The sequence below is a fragment of the Pseudomonas sp. CAU 1711 genome (assembly GCF_039888625.1).
GTDB lineage: Bacteria > Pseudomonadota > Gammaproteobacteria > Pseudomonadales > Pseudomonadaceae > Aquipseudomonas.
In genome coordinates, this window is record NZ_JBDQQT010000003.1 from 228,365 (window position 1) to 248,753 (window position 20,389).

The 20,389-nt window shown below is 65.0% G+C and carries 13 protein-coding genes; 9 read left to right on the forward strand and 4 right to left on the reverse strand.

The genetic code is table 11. The annotated features are described in order from the left end of the window. Positions 1–33: 33 nt before the first annotated feature. From AAFN46_RS04695 to mfd, 3 genes are read right to left on the reverse strand one after another with little or no spacing between them, the layout of a single operon-like run. The gene (locus AAFN46_RS04695) at positions 34–3,321 is read right to left on the reverse strand and encodes a DEAD/DEAH box helicase (RefSeq protein WP_347807534.1); all 3,288 of its coding nucleotides are present in this window, start codon (positions 3,319–3,321) and stop codon (positions 34–36) included. A gap of 1 nt (position 3,322) precedes the next feature. Further along, positions 3,323–3,847, reverse strand: a complete 525-nt coding sequence (locus tag AAFN46_RS04700; protein WP_347807535.1) for a CsiV family protein — start codon at positions 3,845–3,847, stop codon at positions 3,323–3,325. Between the two features lie 19 nt (positions 3,848–3,866). Beyond that, positions 3,867–7,298 carry a transcription-repair coupling factor gene (gene mfd, locus AAFN46_RS04705; protein WP_347807536.1) on the reverse strand — a complete coding sequence of 1,144 codons (3,432 nt, stop codon included), beginning with the start codon at positions 7,296–7,298 and terminating at the stop codon, positions 3,867–3,869. 254 nt (positions 7,299–7,552) lie between these two features. Between mfd and AAFN46_RS04710 the strand changes: the two genes are divergently transcribed. The 8 genes from AAFN46_RS04710 to AAFN46_RS04745 all read left to right on the forward strand — a co-directional run bounded on the left by AAFN46_RS04710 (position 7,553) and on the right by AAFN46_RS04745 (position 18,203). Beyond that, entirely contained in the window at positions 7,553–9,916 is a 2,364-nt protein-coding gene (locus AAFN46_RS04710) for a DEAD/DEAH box helicase family protein (protein ID WP_347807537.1), read from the forward strand. Positions 9,917–10,069: 153 nt separating this feature from the next. After that, entirely contained in the window at positions 10,070–10,630 is a 561-nt protein-coding gene (locus AAFN46_RS04715; protein ID WP_347807538.1) for a helix-turn-helix domain-containing protein, read from the forward strand. Continuing rightward, positions 10,620–11,345 (forward strand): nucleotidyl transferase AbiEii/AbiGii toxin family protein, encoded by a 726-nt coding sequence (locus AAFN46_RS04720; RefSeq protein ID WP_347807539.1) that lies wholly within the window; start codon positions 10,620–10,622, stop codon positions 11,343–11,345. The genes AAFN46_RS04715 and AAFN46_RS04720 overlap by 11 nt, the downstream gene beginning before the upstream one ends. Positions 11,346–11,356: 11 nt before the next feature. Further along, the gene (locus tag AAFN46_RS04725; RefSeq protein WP_347807540.1) at positions 11,357–12,823 is read left to right on the forward strand and encodes a class I SAM-dependent DNA methyltransferase; all 1,467 of its coding nucleotides are present in this window, start codon (positions 11,357–11,359) and stop codon (positions 12,821–12,823) included. A gap of 111 nt (positions 12,824–12,934) precedes the next feature. Continuing rightward, positions 12,935–13,732: an endonuclease domain-containing protein gene (locus tag AAFN46_RS04730; RefSeq protein ID WP_347807541.1), complete on the forward strand. Its 798-nt coding sequence runs from the start codon at positions 12,935–12,937 to the stop codon at positions 13,730–13,732. Further along, complete coding sequence (locus tag AAFN46_RS04735) at positions 13,729–15,372, forward strand: restriction endonuclease subunit S (protein ID WP_347807542.1); 1,644 nt, start codon at positions 13,729–13,731, stop codon at positions 15,370–15,372. Before AAFN46_RS04730 ends, AAFN46_RS04735 begins: the two co-directional genes overlap by 4 nt. A 17-nt stretch (positions 15,373–15,389) precedes the next feature. Further along, the gene (locus AAFN46_RS04740) at positions 15,390–16,475 is read left to right on the forward strand and encodes an endonuclease NucS domain-containing protein (protein ID WP_347807543.1); all 1,086 of its coding nucleotides are present in this window, start codon (positions 15,390–15,392) and stop codon (positions 16,473–16,475) included. Positions 16,476–16,736: 261 nt separating this feature from the next. After that, positions 16,737–18,203 carry a glyceraldehyde-3-phosphate dehydrogenase gene (locus AAFN46_RS04745; RefSeq protein ID WP_347807544.1) on the forward strand — a complete coding sequence of 489 codons (1,467 nt, stop codon included), beginning with the start codon at positions 16,737–16,739 and terminating at the stop codon, positions 18,201–18,203. 47 nt (positions 18,204–18,250) lie between these two features. Here the strand turns inward: AAFN46_RS04745 and AAFN46_RS04750 are convergent, their stop codons facing one another. Next, on the reverse strand, positions 18,251–18,805 hold the full coding sequence (locus AAFN46_RS04750; protein WP_347807545.1) for a chalcone isomerase family protein: 555 nt from the start codon (positions 18,803–18,805) through the stop codon (positions 18,251–18,253). Positions 18,806–19,050: 245 nt separating this feature from the next. Here AAFN46_RS04750 and AAFN46_RS04755 point away from each other — a divergent pair, with 245 nt between their 5' ends. After that, a complete protein-coding gene (locus AAFN46_RS04755) occupies positions 19,051–20,388 on the forward strand; it encodes a Na(+)-translocating NADH-quinone reductase subunit A (protein WP_347807546.1) in 1,338 nt (445 codons plus the stop codon). Position 20,389 lies beyond the last annotated feature (1 nt).

Genomic DNA, 20,389 nt, shown 5'->3' on the forward strand with positions numbered 1-20,389 from the left:
TCGTCGCGGTCGCGGCGCATCGGCAACGACCGGCTAGGCGGGCAGCGGCGCGAAGAGCGCGTCGATATCCTCGTCGCGCAGCTGCCAGTCGGCCTCGGCGCCGCGTTCCAGCACGCCGGCGGCGAGGGCGGCCTTGCGTTGCTGCAACTGCTGGATCTTCTCCTCCACCGTGCCACGGGCGATCAGCTTGTAGACGAACACCGGCTTGTCCTGGCCGATGCGGTAGGCGCGGTCGGTGGCCTGGTTCTCCGCCGCCGGATTCCACCAGGGGTCGTAGTGGATCACGGTATCGGCGGCGGTCAGGTTGAGTCCGGTGCCGCCGGCCTTGAGGCTGATCAGGAACAGCGGAACCTCGCCGCTCTGGAAGCGGCGCACCGGCGTGCGGCGGTCCGTGGTGTCGCCGGTCAGCAGCACGTAGGGCATGTCGCGCTGCTGCAGCTCAGCCTCGATCAGCGCCAGCATCGAGGTGAACTGGGAGAACAGCAGCACGCGGCGGCCTTCCTCGCGCAACTCTTCGAGCATCTCCAGCAGGCTGTCGAGCTTGCCGGAGTGGCTGCCGGACTTGCGCCCGGCCGCGCCGCCCTTCACCAGGCGCAGGTCGCAGCAGACCTGGCGCAGCTTGAGCAGGGCCTCGAGGATGACGATCTGGCTGCGCGCCAGGCCCTTGCGCTCGATCTCGTCGCGCACCTTCCTGTCCATCGCCAGGCGCACGGTCTCATAGAGGTCGCGCTGCGCCTCGCTGAGTTCGACCCAATGGACGATTTCGCTCTTGGCCGGCAGCTCCTTGGCTACCTGGTCCTTCTTGCGGCGCAGCAGGAAGGGCTTGATCCGTGCATTGAGGTGGGCCAGGCGGGCGCCGTCGCCGTGTTTCTCGATCGGGGTCCGGTAATCGCGGGTGAAGCGCTTGCTGTCGCCGAGCCAGCCGGGCATGAGGAAGTGGAACAGCGACCAGAGTTCGCCCAGGTGGTTCTCCAGGGGCGTGCCGGTCAGGCACAGGCGCTGGCGGGCCTCTAGCTGGCGGGCGGCCTGGGCGGCCTTGCTGGCGGGGTTCTTGATGTACTGCGCTTCGTCGAGGACCAGTAGGTGCAGCGGCTGCCGGCGCAGTTGTTCGAGGTCGCGCGGGAGCAGGGCGTAGGTGGTCAGCAGCAGGTCGTATTCGCCGAGCCGGGCGAAGTCCTTCTGCCGCTGCGGGCCGTGCAGGGCCAGCACGCGCAGCTGCGGGGCGAAGCGCGCGGCCTCGTCTTGCCAGTTGGGGATCAGGCTGGTGGGCATCACCGCCAGGGCAGGGCGGTCGAGGCGGCCGGCGTGCTTCTCGGTAAGCAGGTGAGCGAGGGTCTGCAGCGTCTTGCCCAGGCCCATGTCATCGCCCAGCACGCCGCCGGCGCTCAGCTCGCGCAGGGTCTGCATCCAGCCCAGCCCTTCGAGCTGATAGGGGCGCAGTTCGGCCTGCAGGCCTGGCGGGGCGAGCACCGGGGCGCTGTGGCAGTCGCGCAGGCGGCGGGCGAAGTCGCGCAGCCGTTCGCCGCCTTGCCACTCCAGTGGCAGGCCCTCCAGCTCGCTCAGACGCGCGGCGTCGGGGGCGGAGAGGCGCAGGGCGGCGCTCGGGGTCTGGTCGCGCAGATAGAGTTCGCCGAGGGTGGCCAACACCGGCTTGAGGCGGCCGTAGGGCAGCACCACTTGCAACGGACGGCCATCCTCGCTGCGCTGTTCGTCGAGCTGCAGGCGTAGCAGCTCCTCATCGCCGCGCTGCTGCAGGTTGGCCGGACTGAGCAGCTCGGGGCTGCGCTGGATCAAGCGCAGCAGCACCGGTAGCAGGCTGATGCGCCGACCCTCGACCAGAATGCCCAGTTCCAGATCGAACCAGTCGTGCTCGGGGGCCTCGTCGAGGTCGGCATACCAGCCATCCACCGGCGTCAGGTCGAACTGGAAGCCGGGCGCGATCTCGATCTGCCAGCCTTGCTCGCGCAGCAGGGGCAGGGCCTGCTGGGCGAATGCCAGCCAGGCGTTGTCGTCGGCCAGCTCGAACATGTCGCCGGCCTGCGCCGGTAGTGCCTGGCTCTGGCGTTTGGCCGGGCGCGGGCCGTGCTTCTCCAGTTGGCGACGCAGGGCCTTCTCCTGCTCGGCCTGGCGGCAGATGCTGAGCAGCTGGTTATCGCGCGTCAGGCGGATGCGCTCGCCGGGGGCGGCCTTGCCATGCACGCGCTTGCCGGCATAGTCGAAGCTGAGCGCGGCGCGGTGCTGGTACTGCTGGCTCATGCGCCCGCTGCCAGGCAGGTAGACGCTCAGCAGCTTGCTGCCGAGCAGTAGGCGCGGCGTCGGCTGCAGGTCGTCGATCCGGCGCTCGCTGGGTTGGGTGGGTAGCGGGACCTCGGGCGCCAGTTCGTGCAGGGCCAGGCCGAACAGATCCGCTTCGGCTGGCGCTATGGCGGGTAGCTGGCTCAGGTGGCTGGCCAGGCGGTCCGGTAGGCCATGCTCCAGCGGGCCTATCTCGCCGCTGTCGAAGTCGAGGTAGTGCAGCGGTTGCACGGCGCTGAGCACGTCGCAGTGCTCGCCCTGCAGGCTTTTCCAGTGGGGCAGGTAGGCACCCTCGCGGGTCTGCTGCCAGCTCAAGCGGGCCTGGCGGGCGGGGCCGGCGCGCAGCGGGACGAGATCGAGATCGTCGAGATACAGCCGGCCGCTGCTGAGCAGCAGGGCGAGCAGTTCGCCGCCTTCGGCGCCGCACGGTTCGAAGCGGTTGCTCTGGTAGTAGCCACGGTTGCCGGTGTAGGCCAGGCGGGCGATGCGCAGGTCCAGCGGCAGGGCGAAGCGCGGCTGGCGCAGCGGTGCCTCGCGGAAGGCGTGGTAGGGCTTGCGCTCGGCGATGCGGCCATCCTTGCGCAGGCGTACCTTGAACACTTGGATTTCGAGGTCGGGGATCAGTTGGTAGTGCAGGCGCGACAGCTCGCCCTCGGGGTACTGGTCCGCGTCGCGCAGGGCGCTCGGCAGCTGCTCCAGCCAATGGCGCAACGGGCCGGAGAGTCCTCGCTCGGGCTGAGCGGCGCTGCTGCCGAGATGAAACAGCACGGCGGCGCAGTGCTTGCAGTTGTAACCGACCGGGCAGCTGCAGCGCCCTATCACCGGGGCGTTGCGGGTGCCGAGGAGGATCTGCTGCTCGTAGTGGTTGCCGGCCGAGCCGCGGCAGTGGGCCCTGATCAGCAACTCGGCGCAGGAGTCGATGCCGACCCGTTGCTCGCTGGCGTATTGGCGGCCACGGCGCAGGCTGCCGCTATCGAAGGCCTGCTGCCAGTCGGCGTGGCGAAGAAGTTCCTGCAAGTCGTGCATATCAGGGCTGGGTGGCCTTGACCAGCAGGCCGAGGCTGCCGTTGTCCAGGTAGGTCAGCTCGCCGAGCTTGAGGCGGGTGCGCTGGCGTACGCGCTCGCTGCCGCTGAGCAGGCCGTCGGCGTCGAAGCGGTTGACCCAGAAGTCGGCCTCCAGGTCGATCAGGCGCTGCTCTTCGCTGAGGGTCACCACACCCTCGACCGGAAAGTGGCCGAACTGCTCGCTGCCGGTGCTCAGCGCGGCCTTGCTCGGCACGGCGGAAAGCTGCTGCGCCCAGGCCTGGTGCAGCAGCACCTGGTAGCCGTTGCCCGGATTGAGCTTGGCGGCCTCGTCGTTCAGCGCGGTGCCGCGCTCGCTGCCGGCGATGGGGGATGCGCCCACGGCCCAGTCGTCCGGGGCCGGCAGGCTGGTGGAGAGCGCCTCGCCGGCCTGGCGGAAGACGATCAGCTCGATCTGGTACAGGCCTTCGGCGAAGACCTGCGGGGCGATCAGGCAGAACAGCAGGAGCAGGGGGCGAAACGCGTGCATGGGGCAGTCCTTTCAGATATCAGGGAGCGAGGCGCTCGAGCAGCGCCTCCAGGGTATTGAAGCGTTCTTCCGGGCGCTCCATCGGCACCTGGAACTTGAACAGGGTGGCGCCTTCGAACTTGTAGCGGTTCGGTTGGCTCTGGATCAGCTTGATCAGCACCAGCGGGTCGACGCAGGTGTCGGCGGCGAACTCGACGCGCCCACCCTGCGGGCCGGCGTCGATCTTCCTGATGCCGAGCTTCTCGGCCTGAAGCTTGAGCAGGGTCAGGCGCATCAGGTTCTTGGTCGGCTCCGGCAGCAGGCCGAAGCGGTCGATCATCTCCACCTGCAGCTCCTTCAGGCCGTCCTCGTCGGCGGCGCTGGCGATGCGCTTGTAGAGGATCAGCCGGCTGTGCACGTCCGGCAGGTAGTCGTCGGGGATCAGCGCCGGTACTCGCAGGTTGATCTCGGCGCCGCCGCCCAGCGGTTGCTCCAGGTTGGGCTGCTCGCCCTTGCGGATGGCTTTGACCGCGCGCTCCAGCATCTCCATATAGAGGGTGAAGCCGACCGCCTGGATCTGCCCGCTCTGACCGTCGCCGAGCAGCTCGCCGGCGCCGCGGATTTCCAGGTCGTGGGTGGCGAGGACGAAACCGGCGCCCAGATCCTGGGCATTGGCGATGGCCTCCAGGCGCTTCTGCGCGTCGTCGGTCATGCCCTTGCGTGGCGGCGTCAGCAGGTAGGCGTAGGCCTGGTGGTGGCTGCGGCCGACCCGGCCGCGCAGCTGGTGCAGCTGGGCCAGGCCGAACTTGTCGGCGCGCTCGATGAGGATGGTGTTGGCGCTGGGCACGTCGATGCCGGTCTCGATGATGGTCGAGGCCACCAGCACGTTGAAGCGCTTGTGGTAGAAGTCGCTCATCACCCGTTCCAGATCGCGCTCGTGCATCTGCCCGTGGCCGACGGCGATGCGCGCCTCGGGCACCAGGGCGGCGAGGTCGGCGGCGCACTTCTCGATGGTCTTCACATCGTTGTGCAGGTAGTACACCTGGCCGCCGCGCAACAGTTCGCGCAGCAGCGCCTCCTTGATCACCGAATCGTGCTGCTCCATGACGAAGGTGCGTACCGACAGCCGGCGCGCCGGCGGGGTGGCGATGATCGACAGGTCGCGCATGCCCGACACCGCCATGTTCAGGGTGCGCGGAATCGGCGTGGCGGTCAGGGTGAGGATATCCACCTCGCTGCGCAGGGCCTTGAGCTGTTCCTTCTGGCGCACGCCGAAACGGTGCTCCTCGTCGATGATCACCAGGCCGAGGTTCTGGAACTTGACGTCGTCTTGCAGCAGCTTGTGGGTGCCGATGACGATATCGATCTTGCCTTCGGCCAGCTTGGCTACCGCCTCGTTGACCTCCTTGGCGGTCTTGAAGCGGCTCATCACCTCGACCGTCACCGGCCAGTCGGCGAAGCGGTCGCGGAAGCTGTTGTAGTGCTGCTGGGCGAGCAATGTGGTCGGCACCAGCACGGCGACCTGGCGGCCGCTGTGCACGGCGATGAAGGCGGCACGCATGGCCACCTCGGTCTTGCCGAAGCCGACGTCGCCGCACACCAGGCGGTCCATCGGCTTGGCCGCCAGCATGTCCTCGCGCACCGCATCGATGGCGTTCTGCTGGTCCGGGGTCTCCTCGAAGGGGAAGCCGGCGCTGAAGGTGGCGTAGTCGGCGGCCGGGTCCTTGAACGCATAGCCCTCGCGGGCGGCGCGGCGGGCGTAGATATCCAGCAGCTCGGCGGCGACGTCGCGCACCTGCTCGGCGGCCTTGCGCTTGGCCTTCTGCCAGGTCTCCGAACCGAGGCGGTGCAGCGGGGCCAGGGCGTCGTCGCTGCCGGTGTAGCGGGCGATCAGGTGCAGGCTGGCCACCGGCACGTAGAGTTTGGCTTCCTCGGCGTACATCAGGGCGAGGAACTCGGCGGCCTGGCCGTCGAACTCCATGGTCACCAGGCCCAGGTAGCGGCCCACGCCATGATCGATATGCACCACCGGCGCGCCTTCGCGCAGCTCGGTGAGGTTCTTGATCAGGTTGTCGCCGCCGTCACGCGATTTCTCGCGGCGGCGGCGCTGCATCACCCGCTGGCCGAACAGCGGGCTCTCGGCGACCAGGGCGATGTCGTCGAGCAGCAGGCCCTCGTCCAGCGGCGCGATGCAGATGGCCAGGCGCTCGCGGCTCTCGGCGAATTCCTTCCAGCCGGCCACTTCCACCGGCTTGAGCTTGAGCCGCGCCAGCAGCTCCAGCAGCACTTCGCGGCGGCCGGCGGACTCGGCGCTGAACAGCACTCTGCCGTCGAACTCCTCGATAAAGCGGCGCAGCGCCGCCAGCGGTTCGCTGGCCTTGGCCTGGATGGCCAGGTCCGGCAGGGCGCGGGCGTCGAAGCGCTCGCGGCCGACGCCGGTTTCCACGTCCTCCTGGCTGACCACCACGCGCGGCCAGTTCTTCAGGCGGGCGAAGCACTCGTCCACCGGCAGGAAGATATCGGCCGGCGGCAGCAGCGGGCGCTCCGGGTCGACCCTGCGATCCTCGTAGCGGTTGCGCGCATCAAGCCAGAACTGTTCGGCGGCCTGCTCGATGCCCGGCAGGGAGAACACCTGGGTGTCCGCCGGCAGGTAGTCGAACAGGGTGCCGGTCTGCTCGAAGAACAGCGGCAGGTAGTACTCGATGCCGGACGGGGTGATGCCGGAGGCGAGGTCCTGGTAGATCGGGCAGCGACGGAAGTCGACGTCGAAGCGTTCGCGGAAGCGCCCGCGGAAATCGCTGACGGCCTTCTTCTCCAGGGGGAACTCGCGGGCCGGCAGCAGGCGGATCGACTCCACCTTGTCCACCGAGCGCTGGGTCTCCGGGTCGAAGGTGCGCAGGGTCTCGATCTCGTCGTCGAACAGGTCGATGCGGTAGGGCGAGTCGCTGCCCATGGGGAACAGATCGATCAGCGCGCCGCGCACGGCGAACTCGCCGTGTTCGTAGACGGTGTCCACGCAGCGGTAGCCGGCGGCCTCCAGGCGTGCGCGCATCTCCTCCACGTCGAGCTTCTGGCCGACGTCCAGCAGCAGGCCGGAGCCGAGCAGGAATCGGGTCGGCGCCAGGCGGTGCAGGGCGGTGGCGATCGGCACCACCAGCACGCCGTGCTTGATCTCCGGCAGGCGGTAGAGGGTGGCGATGCGCTGGGAAATGATGTCCTGGTGCGGCGAGAACACATCGTACGGCAGCGTTTCCCAGTCGGGGAAATGCAGCACCGGCAGGTCCGGGGCGAAGAACGCCAGTTCCTCCTGCAGGCGCTCGGCGCTCTGGCTGTCGGCGGTCAGCAGCAGGGTGAAGCGGCGTGCCGCGCTGGCGGCCTCGGCGATGGCCAGGGAGAGGGCGGCACCGGGCAGGTTGCCCCAGTGCTGTTTGCCGGCGGCGCCCGGCAGTTTCGGCAGTTGCAGTACGGACACGGGTGTCGCGGCCCCAGTCGAAAGAAAGTCGACGATTGTAGCGAGGCTTGCTAAAGGTGGCGAACCTATGTGCTTTTTGGCGCGTATGAGGCTGTCGACGTTGCGGCCTGCCAGTTCTGGCTTGTTCAGGGGGCGAGGCAGTCAGGTAGCGTGCCAGCGGCAGATGGATGGCAAACGGGGTACATTTACGCCGGACAAGCACATCTGCAGGGCTGGCATGAAACGACCAGGTCGGCGTCATTGAGAACGGACACATGGATAAGAAGTCGCTCTCCGAACGAGATATCTGCAGTAAGTACATCGCCCCGGCGATCCGGCGGGCGGGTTGGGACATGCACAAGCAGGTGCTGGAGGAGTTCGGCTTTACCGCCGGGCGCATCATGGTGCGCGGCAAGCTGCACAGCCGCGGCGAACGCAAACGCGCCGACTACCTCCTCAGCTACCAGAAGAACCTGCCCATCGCCGTGATCGAGGCGAAGGACAACAAGCACTCCCTCGGCTCCGGCATGCAGCAGGCGCTCGGCTACGCGGACGCACTGGATGTGCCCTTCGTCTTCTCCAGCAACGGCGATGGCTTCCTGTTCCACGACCGTACCGGCACTGGCGCGCAGGTGGAAACCGAACTCAGCCTCGACCAGTTCCCCAGCCCCGAAGAACTCTGGCAGCGCTACTGCCAGTGGAAAGGCCTGGACGATCAAGCCCAGCAACGCATCGAAGCGCCTTACTACGACGACGGCTCCGGCCGCATGCCGCGCTACTACCAGATGAATGCCATCAACCGCACCGTCGAGGCGGTAGCCCGCGGGCAGGATCGCGTGCTGCTGGTCATGGCCACCGGCACCGGCAAGACCTACACCGCCTTCCAGATCATCTGGCGGCTGTGGAAGTCGAAGCAGAAGAAACGCATCCTCTTCCTCGCCGACCGCAACATCCTGGTCGACCAGACCAAGAACAACGACTTCAAGCCCTTCGGCCAGGCGATGGCCAAGATCGCCAAACGGCAGATCGACACCTCCTACGAGATCTACCTGTCGCTCTACCAGGCCGTGACCGGCGCCGAAGAAGAGAAGAACGTCTACAAGCAGTTCTCCCCCGATTTCTTCGACCTGATCGTGATCGACGAATGCCACCGCGGCAGCGCCGCCGAGGATTCCGCCTGGCGCGAGATTCTCGACTACTTCGCCAACGCCACCCACGTCGGCCTTACCGCCACACCGAAGGAGACCAGGGAGGTGTCCAGCATCACCTACTTCGGCGAGCCGGTGTACAGCTACACCCTCAAGCAGGGCATCGAAGACGGCTTCCTCGCGCCCTACAAGGTGGTACGCATCGACTTCGACAAGGACCTGCAAGGCTGGCGCCCGCCCAAGGGCATGCTCGACAAGAACGGCGAGCTGATCGAAGACCGCATCTACAACCTCAAGGACATGGATCGCAATCTGGTGATCGAGGCGCGCACCCAACTGGTGGCGCAGAAAGTCAGCGAGTTCCTCAAGGCCACCGATCCCTACCAGAAGACCATCGTCTTCTGCGACGACATCGACCACGCCGAGCGCATGCGCCAGGCCCTGGTCAACCTCAACCCCGAGCGCGTGGCCGAGAATCGCAAGTACGTCATGCGCATCACCGGCGACGACCAGGAAGGCAAGGCCGAGCTGGACAACTTCATCAACCCGGAGGCGCGTTACCCGGTCATCGCCACCACCAGCAAGCTGATGACCACTGGCGTCGATGCCCAGACCTGCAAGCTGATCGTGCTCGACCAACACATCAAGTCGATGACCGAGTTCAAGCAGATCATCGGCCGCGGCACCCGCATCAACGAGGACTTCGGCAAGTACTGGTTCACCATCATGGACTTCAAGAAGGCCACCGAGCTGTTCGCCGACCCGGCTTTCGATGGCGAGCCCGTGGTGATCTATGCCCCCGAAGGCGACCAATCCCCGGTGCCGCCCGAAGGCCCGCAGGATGAGGATGGCATAGTCGACGGCAGCGACTGGCTGCCCGAAGGAGACGAAGCCGAAGAGCAGGCCGGCGGCAAGAAACGCATCAAGTACCTGATCGGCGACCTGCCGATCCATGTCATCGCCGAGCGCGTGCAGTACTACGGCCCCGACGGCAAGCTGATCACCGAGTCGCTGCACGACTACACCCGCGCCTGCGTGCACAAGCAGTTCGCCTCGCTGGATGACTTCCTGCGGCGCTGGAGCGACGCCGAACAGAAGAAGGTCATCATCGACGAAATGGCCGCCCAGGGCGTGATGTGGGAAGCCCTGGCCGAGGAGGTTGCAGCCAAGCGCGGCCAGCCCCTCGACCCCTTCGACCTGATCTGCCATATCGCCTTCGATCAGCCGCCGCTCACCCGCAAGGAGCGCGCCGAGCAAGTGAAGAAGCGCAACTACTTCGCCAAGTACTCCGGCGCCGTGCGCCAGGTGCTGGAAGCGCTGCTCGACAAGTACGCCGACACCGGCATCGAGAGCATCGAAGACATGCAGATCCTCAAGATCGACCCCTTCAGCCAGATCGGCGCGCCCCTCGAACTGGTCAAGGCGTTCGGCGGCAAACCCGGCTACCAACAAGCCGTCCACGAGCTGGAGGCGCAGCTCTACGCCGGCTGACAGGCTTTTCGTAGGGTGGGCAACGGCGCAGCCTTGCCCACCAGGCGATCCGGCGTTATCCCCCCTACAGCACCGGCCCGCGAACATTGACGGCAACCCAACCGCTCGACAAACTGTCCTTTGTCCATAGACAGTGGACGGAGACGACATTTCATGATGAAAGGCCAAGACATCCTGCTGCTGCTCAAGCTCGCCAGCCTGGAAAACCAGCAGCATGCCGCCGAGCAGAGGGCGGAGCACTTCTCCATGCGCGCGCTGGAACAGTCCACCGGCATCAGCAAGTCCGAGGTCAGCAATGCCCTCAACCGCTGCATCGCCGCCGGGCTGGCCAAGCTGGAGCGGGGCAGCGGCATACCGCGCACCAACACCCGCGCCCTCAACGAGTTTCTCGGCCACGGCCTGAAGTACGTGTTCCCGGTGCGCCCCGGCCCCATAGTGCGCGGCCTGGCCACCGCCCATGCCGCGCCGGTGCTGGCCGGCAAGCTGCTGTCCGGCGGTGAGCATATTCCGGTCTGGGAAGATGCCCAGGGCAGCGACATGGGTCAGGCGGTCGAACCACTATTCAAGAGCGTGCCCAGCGCCGCCCGTCAGGACGAAGGCCTCTACGCCATGCTCGCCCTGGTCGATGCCATTCGCCTGGGCAACGAGCGCGAGGCCAGCCTGGCCAGAGAGCTGTTGGAGCAACAGCTGCGAGGCGAAGCCGATGGCCGCTGAATGGCGCGTGCAGGAGCAGATGCTGCAGACCGTGGCCGATGCTCTGGGGCCGGAGCTGCTGCGTCAGGTCGCCTTCGTCGGTGGCTGCACCACCGCGCTGCTGCTCACCGATGCCTTCGCCCGCGAGGCGGTGCGTTTTACCGAAGATGTCGACGTGATCGTCCATGTGCTCGGTTACGGCAAGTGGCAACGCTTGCTCACCGAGCTGCGCGAGCGCGGTTTCAGGGAGTCACCCGATGACGAGGTGATCTGCCGCATGCGCCTGCCCAACGCGCTGACCGGCCGCGAGCTGATCGTCGACTTCATGCCCGACGACGAGGACATTCTCAACTTCACCAACCGCTGGTACCGCGATGCCCTGCAAAGCGCCGCCGATCACGCCCTGCCGTCCGGCACCCTGATCCGCGTCGTCACGCCCGGCTACTTCCTCGCCACCAAGCTGGAGGCCTATCGCGGCCGTGGCCGTAACGACCCACTGGCCAGCCGCGATATCGAAGACATCCTCGCCGTGGTGGACGGCCGCGCCAGCCTGCAGGCCGAACTGGCCCAGGCTCCAACCGCCCTGCGCCACTACATCGCCCAGGCCATCACTGCGTTGCTCGCCCACCGCGACTTCGCCTACGCCGTGCAATCCGCCGCCCGCCAGCAGCAGGCGCGGGAAGAACTTATTTTTCAGCGCCTGGAGGCCATAGCCGTGCCTCCGGCCCAGCCGTAACGGAAAGCACCATGTCGATCAGCTCAACCATCAAATCCATCCAGGACATCATGCGCAAGGACGTCGGTGTCGACGGCGACGCGCAGCGCATCGGCCAGCTGGTGTGGATGCTATTCCTCAAGATCTTCGACGACCGCGAGCAGGAATGGGAACTGATGGACGACCACTACAAGTCGCCCATTCCCGACAGCTGCCGCTGGCGCACCTGGGCCGCCGACCCGGAAGGCATGACCGGCGAAACGCTGAAGGACTTCATCGACAACAACCTGTTCCCGCAGCTGCAGAACCTCCACGAATACAGCACCACCCCGGCCGCCTTCGTGGTGCGCGGCGTGTTCGAGGACGCCTACAACTACATGAAGTCCGGCCAGCTGCTGCGCCAGGTGGTCAACAAGATTCAGGAAGGCGTGGACTTCAACAAGGCCCAGGAGCGCCACGCCTTCGGCGACATGTACGAGCAGCTGCTGCGCGACCTGCAGAGCGCCGGCAACGCCGGCGAGTTCTACACCCCGCGCCCGGTCACCGAATTTATGGTGCGCATGGTCGACCCCAAGCTGCACGAGAAGGTCATGGATCCGGCCTGTGGTACCGGCGGCTTCCTTACCTGCTCCATCGAACACAAGCGCAGCCGTTATGTGAACACCGCCGAGGACGAGCGCGCGCTGCAGGCCAGCATCTTCGGCGTGGAGAAGAAGCCGCTGCCGCACCTGCTGGCCACCACCAATATGATCCTGCACGGCATCGAGGTGCCCAGCCAGATCAAGCACGACAACACCCTGAGCCGCCCGCTGATCAGCTGGGGTCCGGGCGAGCGGGTCGACTGCATCGTCGCCAACCCGCCGTTCGGCGGCATGGAAGAAGACGGCATCGAAACCAACTTCCCCGCCGCCTTCCGCACCCGCGAGACCGCCGATTTGTTTTTGGTGCTGATCATGCACCTGCTCAAAGACGGCGGCCGCGCCGCCGTGGTGCTGCCGGACGGCTTCCTGTTCGGCGAAGGCATCAAGAGCCGTATCAAGGAAAAGCTGCTCACCGAGTGCAACCTGCACACCATCGTTCGCCTGCCCAACGGCGTGTTCAACCCCTACACCGGCATCAAGACCAACCTGCTGTTCTTCACCAAGGGCACGCCGACCAAAGAGGTATGGTTCTACGAGCACCAGTACCCGGCCGGCTACAAGAGCTACTCCAAGACCAAGCCCATGCGCATCGAGGAATTCGCCGTCGAGGAAGCCTGGTGGGGCAACGAGGCCGATGGCTTCGCCGCACGGGTGGAGAACGAATTCGCCTGGAAGGTCAGCCTCGACGAGCTACAGGCACGCAACTGGAACCTGGACTGCAAGAACCCGCACGTGGGGGAGCAGGTCAGCCACGACCCGGACGAGCTGCTACGTAATTACGCTCAACTGCAAGGCGAGATCGGCGAGCTGCGCGACCAGCTCAAGGCCGTGCTGAATGAAGCGCTGACCCGCTCATAGGGATTCAGGGAAGAAGACCATGAACAGCGAAAGCGCCAGCGGCCAGATTGCCGTCACCGTCGAGCACGACAGTGTCTGGTTGCGCCAGGAGCAATTGGCCGAGACCGTACCGTGATCGGCCGGCATATCCGCAACCTCTTTGCCGAGGGCGAGCTGGAGCGCGAAGGCAATGTGCAAAATCTGCACATTGCCGGCTCCGACAGATTGGTGCTCTTCTACGATCTCCAGCACCATGCCGTTGTGGCGAAAAATGCAACAACTGGCATTCGCTCGGGCGCTATCGGGCCAAGTCCAGCGCGCCGGGCACCCGCACCTGCCTGCATCTACTCAAGGATGAGCTACATGCTGCCCTACAACCGCAACCTGAAACCCTTAGCCCGCGACCTGCGCAGCAACATGACCGAGGCCGAACAGCGGCTTTGGTATCGCCTCAGACGCAAACAAGTATTGGACCAGCAGTTCTATCGCCAGAAGCCCCTGGCCGGGTATATCGCCGATTTCTACTGCGCAGCGGCCAAGCTGGTGATAGAGCTGGACGGGGCACAACACCTCGAAACAGCGGCACAAGAGCGGGATCGACAACGAACAGCTGCCCTGCAACAGCTAGGACTGCGGGTAATCCGTTTTGACAATCGGCAGGTTTTACTTGAGTTGGAAGATGTGATGAGCGTGATTTTTGCCGAAGTAGCAAAAGCAATCCCCCCCAGCCCCCCTTTTGCAAAGGGGGGAGACAAACTGGCTGACTCTGCACCCTATAAACAGCCTGGCAACCTGGCGCACGTCCACAGCTCGCAAGCTCGTACGACGCCCCCCCAAACCAACGCAGAACATAATTCCCCCCTTTGCAAAAGGGGGGCTGGGGGGGATTCGCCTTTAGCTTCCACACCTGACTCAGGTGAAACCCCATGACCGCCCTGCTGACCGACAACCTCCCCCTGCTGGCCGGCGCGCCCAATGGCATCAAGAAGCTGCGTGAGCTGATTCTGGAGCTGGCGGTGCGCGGCAAGCTGGTGCCGCAAGATCCGAGTGATGAGCCGGCAAGTGAGTTGCTTAAGCGGATTGCCGCGGATAAGGCCAAGTTGGTGGCTGAGGGAAAGATCAAGAAGCAGAAGCCGTTGACTGGAAGAGATCACGAAGATCCAGCATTTGAGCTGCCAGCAGGATGGGCATGGGCTCGACTATCTGATGTTGTGAATATCCTTAATGGTCGAGCGTACAAGAAAGAAGAGCTGCTCGATGCTGGCACGCCTGTTCTTCGGGTTGGTAACTTGTTCACATCCAATCATTGGTATTACTCAAATCTGACGCTTGAAGAGGATAAGTACTGCAATCCTGGCGATTTGCTATTTGCTTGGTCTGCCTCCTTTGGGCCTTTTATCTGGCAGGGTAATCGCTCGATTTACCACTACCACATCTGGAAGTTAGATTTTTACGCTCAAGGTCAGCTCAACAAGCATTACCTTTACAACTTCTTGCTGGAACAAACGCAAGAGATCAAGGCCGCAGGGCATGGCGTCTCCATGGTTCACATGACCAAAGAGAAAATGGAAAAGCTGGTAGTCCCTGTGCCTCCTCTTGCCGAGCAACACCGCATCGTCGCCAAGGTCGATAAGCTGATGGCCCTGTGCGACCGGCTGGAAGCCCGGCAGACCGATGCCGACAGCGCCCACGCCCAACTGGTGCAGGCGCTGCTCGACAGCCTGACCCAGGCCACCGATGCCGCCGACTTTGCGCAAAGCTGGCAGCGCCTGGCCGAACACTTCCACGCCCTGTTCACCACCGAATCCAGCATCGACGCTCTCAAGCAAACCCTGCTGCAACTGGCGGTGATGGGCAAACTGGTGCCACAAGACCACAGCGATGAACCGGCCAGTGAGTTGCTGAAGCGGATTGCCGAGGAAAAGGCTCGGTTGGTGGCGGCAGGCAAGCTCAAGAAGCAGAAGCTGCTGAGCGAAGTTGGTGAAGAAGAACAGCTGTTCGACTTGCCCAAAGGGTGGGTGTGGTCGCGATTTGGTGACATCTGCGCAATCCAAGGCGAGTTGGTTCGGCCAGAAGACTTCCCCGATCTGCGCCAAGTTGCGCCAGATTGCATTGAGAAGGGTACCGGGCGACTTACCGAGAGTCGCACGGTGAAAGAATCCGGGGTCAAAGGTCCGAACAGTAGGTTCTATGCTGGGCAAATTGTTTACTCGAAGATTCGCCCTTCTCTATCGAAAGCCGTTTTAGTTGATTTTGACGGGCTTTGCAGCGCGGACATGTACCCAATAGATGCATTCATCAGCTCGGAATTTCTACTTAAAGAAATTCTCTCTGAGGTTTTTCTTGAGCAGGTCAGGGTCGCAGAAAATCGAATCAAAATGCCCAAACTCAATCAGGAAAGCCTGACGAACTTTGTGCTGCCGATCCCCCCCCTCGCCGAACAATACCGCATCGTCGCCAAAGTCGATCAACTGATGGCCCTGTGCGACCAACTCAAAGCCCGCCTTAACCAGGCCCGCCAGGTGCATGAGCAGCTGGCCGATGCCCTGGTCGAGCAGGCCGTGGCCTAAGCAACAGGAGTGCAGGGATGCCCATTCGCACCCAGATCTGGACCGTCGGCGCGCAGCCGGCGCCGCTGAAAAACGCCGTGCTGGCCAGCGAGCAGTTTCTCGAAGAGATGATCGTCAGCGCACCGGCGCTGCTCTCCGAGGACTGGCTGCTGATCGGCCGCCAGGAAAGCACCGGCCAGGGCGGGCGTATCGACCTGCTGGCGCTGGCGCCGGATGCCTCGCTGGTGCTGATCGAACTCAAACGCGAGCGCACCCCACGCGAGGTGGTGGCGCAGGCGCTGGACTATGCCGTGTGGGTCGAGCGGCTGCAGGCCAACGATATCGAGGCCATCTACCAGCGCTTCAAGCCCGGCGCCGACCTGGCGGCGGACTTCCAGGCGCGCTTCGGCGCGCCGCTGGAGGCCGAGGCGCTGAACCAGAGCCACCAGATCGTCATAGTCGCCGCCGAGCTGGATGCCAGCAGCGAGCGCATCGTCGGTTACCTGAGCGAGCGCGATATCGCCATCAACGTGCTGTGCTTCCAGGTGTTCCAACTCGGCGAGCAGCAATTGATCAGCCGTGCCTGGCTGCTCGACCCCAGCGAAGTGCCGCAGGCCAGCGCCGCCGCCAGGCCGGGCGCGCCGAGCGAGCCGTGGAATGGCGAGTTTTACTGCTCCTTCGGCGATACCGCCAATCGCAACTGGGCGGAGGCGCGGCAATACGGCTTTATCTCGGGCGGCGGCGGCAGCTGGTACAGCAATAGCCTGAAGATGCTCGCTCCTGGCGACCGCATCTGGGTCAACGTGCCCGGCGCCGGTTACGTGGGCGTGGCCAAGGTCACCGGCCATGCCACTCCGGCTGCAGACTTCAGTCTGCTGCACCAGGGCCGCGAGTGGCCGGCGCTGGAGCTGCTCAGCGGTGCCAGCTACCACCGCGAGCAGGCGGACGACCCCGAGCGTTGCGAATATTTCGTACCGGTACAGTGGCTGCATAGCCTGCCGCTGAACGAAGCGGTGAAGGAGGTCGGCCTGTTCGGCAACCAGAACACCATCTGCCGCCCAACCACACCCAAGTGGCGCTGGACGGTGGAGCGGCTCAAGGAGCGCTTCGGCATCGCCGGCTAGTGCTTGCGCTGTCTATGCATCTGCCCGGCGACTGAGAGTGGCGATGAGTGTTGGTTGTGGGCAGGGGAGAGTGGACGCACTTTAGCTATCCATTTTGTGGCTGCAGCAGAGCGCCGGCTTTGGGAGTGTCACGCCAATTTCCGGGGATGGGTTACCGACAGCACGATGGGTCTATAGGTTTCTGCCCCATGCGCGCGACAGGCGCGCATTGCTCAGGGGCGCGGGCGTCGTCATAATGTAGCCCCTTTTTTCAGCCCCTACATGTGGAAGGTACTGCCCGTGACTCAGAAGCCCGACCAGTGTCTCGGTGAATGGATTGATCGCGAAGCCCTCGCGGAAGCGATGATTCCGCTGATCGGCCAGCTCTATCGCAACAACAACGTGGTGACCTCGATCTACGGCCGCGGCCTGATCAATCGTTCGGTGATCGACATCCTCAAGGCTCACCGCTTCGCCCGTCACCGCATCGAAGGCGAGACCGAGCTGTCGGTACACGACACCTTCCCCATCCTCAAGACCATGAGCGAGCTCAAGCTGGGCGCCGCCTCGGTGGACCTGGGCAAGCTGGTCAGCAAGTTCAAGCTCGAAGGCGCCGGTCGCAGCATCGAGCAGTTCACCAAGGACGAGCTGGCCGACGTGGTCGGCAAGCAGAATGGCGTGGCCCGTGAAGGCACCGACGTCGTGCTGTACGGCTTCGGTCGCATCGGCCGCCTGCTGGCGCGCATCCTGATCGAGAAGACCGGTGGCGGCGACGGCCTGCGCCTGCGCGCCATCGTCGTGCGCAAGGGTGCCGAGAATGACCTGGTCAAGCGTGCCAGCCTGCTGCGTCGCGACTCGGTGCATGGCAAGTTCGATGGCACCATCACCATCGACGAGGAAAACAACACCCTCACTGCCAACGGCAATCTGATCCAAGTCATCTACTCCAACGATCCGGCGTCGATCGACTACACCCAGTACGGCATCAAGAAGGCCCTGCTGGTCGACAACACCGGCAAGTGGCGCGACGCCGAAGGCCTGGGCCAGCACCTGAAGTGCCCGGGCATCGATCGCGTGGTGCTGACCGCGCCGGGCAAGGGCGCGCTGAAGAACATCGTGCACGGCATCAACCATGCCGAGATCAGCGCCGACGACAAGATCATCTCCGCCGCGTCCTGCACCACCAACGCCATCGTGCCGGTGCTCAAGGCGGTGAACGATCAGTACGGCATCGTCAACGGCCACGTCGAGACCGTTCACTCGTACACCAACGACCAGAACCTGATCGACAACTTCCACAAGGGTAGCCGTCGTGGCCGCAGCGCCGCGCTGAACATGGTGATCACCGAGACCGGTGCCGCCACCGCCGCCGCCAAGGCCCTGCCGGTGCTGAAGGGCAAGCTGACCGGCAACGCCATTCGCGTGCCGACGCCGAACGTGTCCATGGCCATCCTCAACCTGAACCTGGAGAAGGCCACCACTCGCGAAGAGATCAACGAGTACCTGCGCCAGATGGCCATGCACTCGGACCTGCAGAAGCAGATCGACTTCGTGCAGTCCCAGGAAGTGGTGTCCTCCGACTTCGTCGGCTCGCGCCACGCCGGTGTGGTCGATGCCGAGGCCACCATCTGCAACGACAATCGTGTCGTGCTCTACGTCTGGTACGACAACGAGTTCGGCTACAGCTGCCAGGTGGTGCGCGTGATGGAAGACATGGCAGGGGTCAACCCGCCGGCCTTCCCGCGCTAAGCGCCGGGCGCTAAGGAAAACGGGAGCTTCGGCTCCCGTTTTTCGTTTCAGCGCTCGCTCAGCAGTTCTTCGCGCAACTCGTCGGACAGCCCCTTGGGCGCCAGCCAGATGCCCAGGTAGGCGCGTGCCAGGTCGCTGTCGCTGCTGCGGAAGGCGGTGGCGCCGTTGATTTCCAGGCGCAGGCCGGGCTCGGGGGCGTAGCTGAGGGCGTAGCGATCGCCCGGGCGTATGTCGCGGAAACTGGCGTGCAGCCCGTCGATGGCGTCGCGCAGCGCGGCGAAGCGCGCCGCCGGCAGCTGGCGCTCGAGAGTGGCCCAGGCGGCTTTGATCAGGTCCTGGCGCGCGATGTTGCGGTAGTAGTACAGCTCCAGGCGCTGCCGTGCGGGCTGTTCCAGTGCGCGTGCGGGCATGGCGTCGGGTTCCAGGTAGTAGGCGGCGGCATAGACGTCCGCCCACAGATAGGTCAGGACCGCCTGGTTTCTACGCTCCAGGCTGATGTCCTGTTGTTCGTGGACTCTGGCGAAGGCGGCTTCGGCCAGGCGCTCGCTGGCCAGGCCCGGCTGGCTCAGCAGTAGGAAGGGCAGCAGGATCAGGTAGCGCATGACATGGCTCCGGATTGTCATGGCTCTTTTTTCGCTCCGCTGACTCACCCGTCAAGCTTGGGGCTGTTGCTTGTTGTTACGACTGAGCGGTTCAGCTTGCGACCCATGGGTGGGCATGCCTGGCATATCTCCTTATAATCCCGGGGTTTTTCGCCCCGGAACCGTTGCCTGAGAGGGTCTGTGCGCCCCCTCGTCTGCGGCTTTCCGGCAGTGTTCTAACCCTGCGGCAACGTTTGGAACATTTAATGATAAAGATAAAACGCGGGCTGGAACTGCCCCTTGCCGGCGCGCCCGAGCAGCGCATCGAGCCGGCGCGCGCGGTGCGCAGCGTGGCCCTGTTGGGCTGCGATTACCATGGGATGAAGCCGACCATGACCGTGCAGGTCGGCGACCGGGTCAAGCTCGGCCAGGTCCTGTTCTCCGACAAGAAGAACCCGGGGGTGCACTTCACCGCGCCGGGTGCCGGCGTGGTGGCTGCCATCCATCGCGGCGAGCAGCGTGTGCTGCAGTCGGTGGTGATCGACCTGGACGGTGACGAGGCCATCGAATTCGCCCGTTACGACGCCGGCCAGCTGGCCACTCTCGAGCCCCAGGCGGTGCGCGACAACCTGCAGCAGTCAGGTCTGTGGACCGCACTGCGCAGCCGCCCGTACAGCAAGGTGCCGGCCATCGATGCCGTGCCCAGCTCGATCTTCGTCACTGCCATCGACACCCATCCGCTGGCCGCCGATCCGGCCGTGGTGATCGCCGAGCGCGCGACCGATTTCGCCAACGGCCTGAGCGTGCTGGCGCGCCTGGCCAAGGTGCATCTGTGCAAGGCGCCGGGCGTGGCGCTGGCCGGCGAGGCGCAGGCCGGCGTGCAGGCGACCGAGTTTGCCGGCCCGCATCCGGCCGGCCTGCCGGGTACCCATATCCATTTCCTCGACCCGGTCAGCGCCAGCAAGAGCGTGTGGCAGATCGGCTATCAGGACGTGATCGCCATCGGTGCGTTGTTCACCAGCGGCAAGCTCGACGTCGAGCGCGTCGTCGCGCTGGCCGGTCCGGTGGTCGACAGGCCGCGCCTGCTGCGCACCCGCCTGGGCGCCAGCCTGGACGAACTGAGCGCCGGCGAACTGCAGCCCGGGCACAACCGGGTGATCTCCGGCTCGGTGTTCGGCGGGCGCAGCTCGCGCGGCGCCTTCGCCTTCCTCGGTCGTTACCACGTGCAGGTCTCCTGCCTGCACGAGGGGCGCGAACGCGAGCTGCTGCACTACCTGCGCGCCGGGGTGAACAAGCACTCGGTGTTGAACATCTTCGTGTCCAGGCTGCTGGGCGACAAGAAGCTGGCCATGGACACCAGCACCAACGGCAGCCCGCGCGCCATGGTGCCGGTGGGCAACTACGAGGAAGTGATGCCGCTGGACATCCTCGCCACCCAGCTGCTGCGCTACCTGATCGTCGGCGATACCGACATGGCGCAGAAGCTCGGCTGCCTGGAGCTGGACGAAGAAGACCTGGCCCTGTGCACCTACGTGTGCGCCGGCAAGTACGAGTACGGCCCCATCCTGCGGGACAACCTGACTCGCATCGAGAAGGAGGGCTGAT

Coding starts and splice junctions, on each gene's coding strand:
- AAFN46_RS04755 (WP_347807546.1), top strand. CDS start 19,051: ATGATAAAGATAAAACGCGGGCTGGAACTGCCCCTTGCCGGCGCGCCC.
- AAFN46_RS04740 (WP_347807543.1), top strand. CDS start 15,390: ATGCCCATTCGCACCCAGATCTGGACCGTCGGCGCGCAGCCGGCGCCG.
- AAFN46_RS04745 (WP_347807544.1), top strand. CDS start 16,737: ATGTGGAAGGTACTGCCCGTGACTCAGAAGCCCGACCAGTGTCTCGGT.
- AAFN46_RS04750 (WP_347807545.1), bottom strand. CDS start 18,805: ATGCGCTACCTGATCCTGCTGCCCTTCCTACTGCTGAGCCAGCCGGGC.
- AAFN46_RS04715 (WP_347807538.1), top strand. CDS start 10,070: ATGATGAAAGGCCAAGACATCCTGCTGCTGCTCAAGCTCGCCAGCCTG.
- AAFN46_RS04695 (WP_347807534.1), bottom strand. CDS start 3,321: ATGCACGACTTGCAGGAACTTCTTCGCCACGCCGACTGGCAGCAGGCC.
- AAFN46_RS04720 (WP_347807539.1), top strand. CDS start 10,620: ATGGCCGCTGAATGGCGCGTGCAGGAGCAGATGCTGCAGACCGTGGCC.
- AAFN46_RS04710 (WP_347807537.1), top strand. CDS start 7,553: ATGGATAAGAAGTCGCTCTCCGAACGAGATATCTGCAGTAAGTACATC.
- AAFN46_RS04735 (WP_347807542.1), top strand. CDS start 13,729: ATGACCGCCCTGCTGACCGACAACCTCCCCCTGCTGGCCGGCGCGCCC.
- AAFN46_RS04725 (WP_347807540.1), top strand. CDS start 11,357: ATGTCGATCAGCTCAACCATCAAATCCATCCAGGACATCATGCGCAAG.
- AAFN46_RS04700 (WP_347807535.1), bottom strand. CDS start 3,847: ATGCACGCGTTTCGCCCCCTGCTCCTGCTGTTCTGCCTGATCGCCCCG.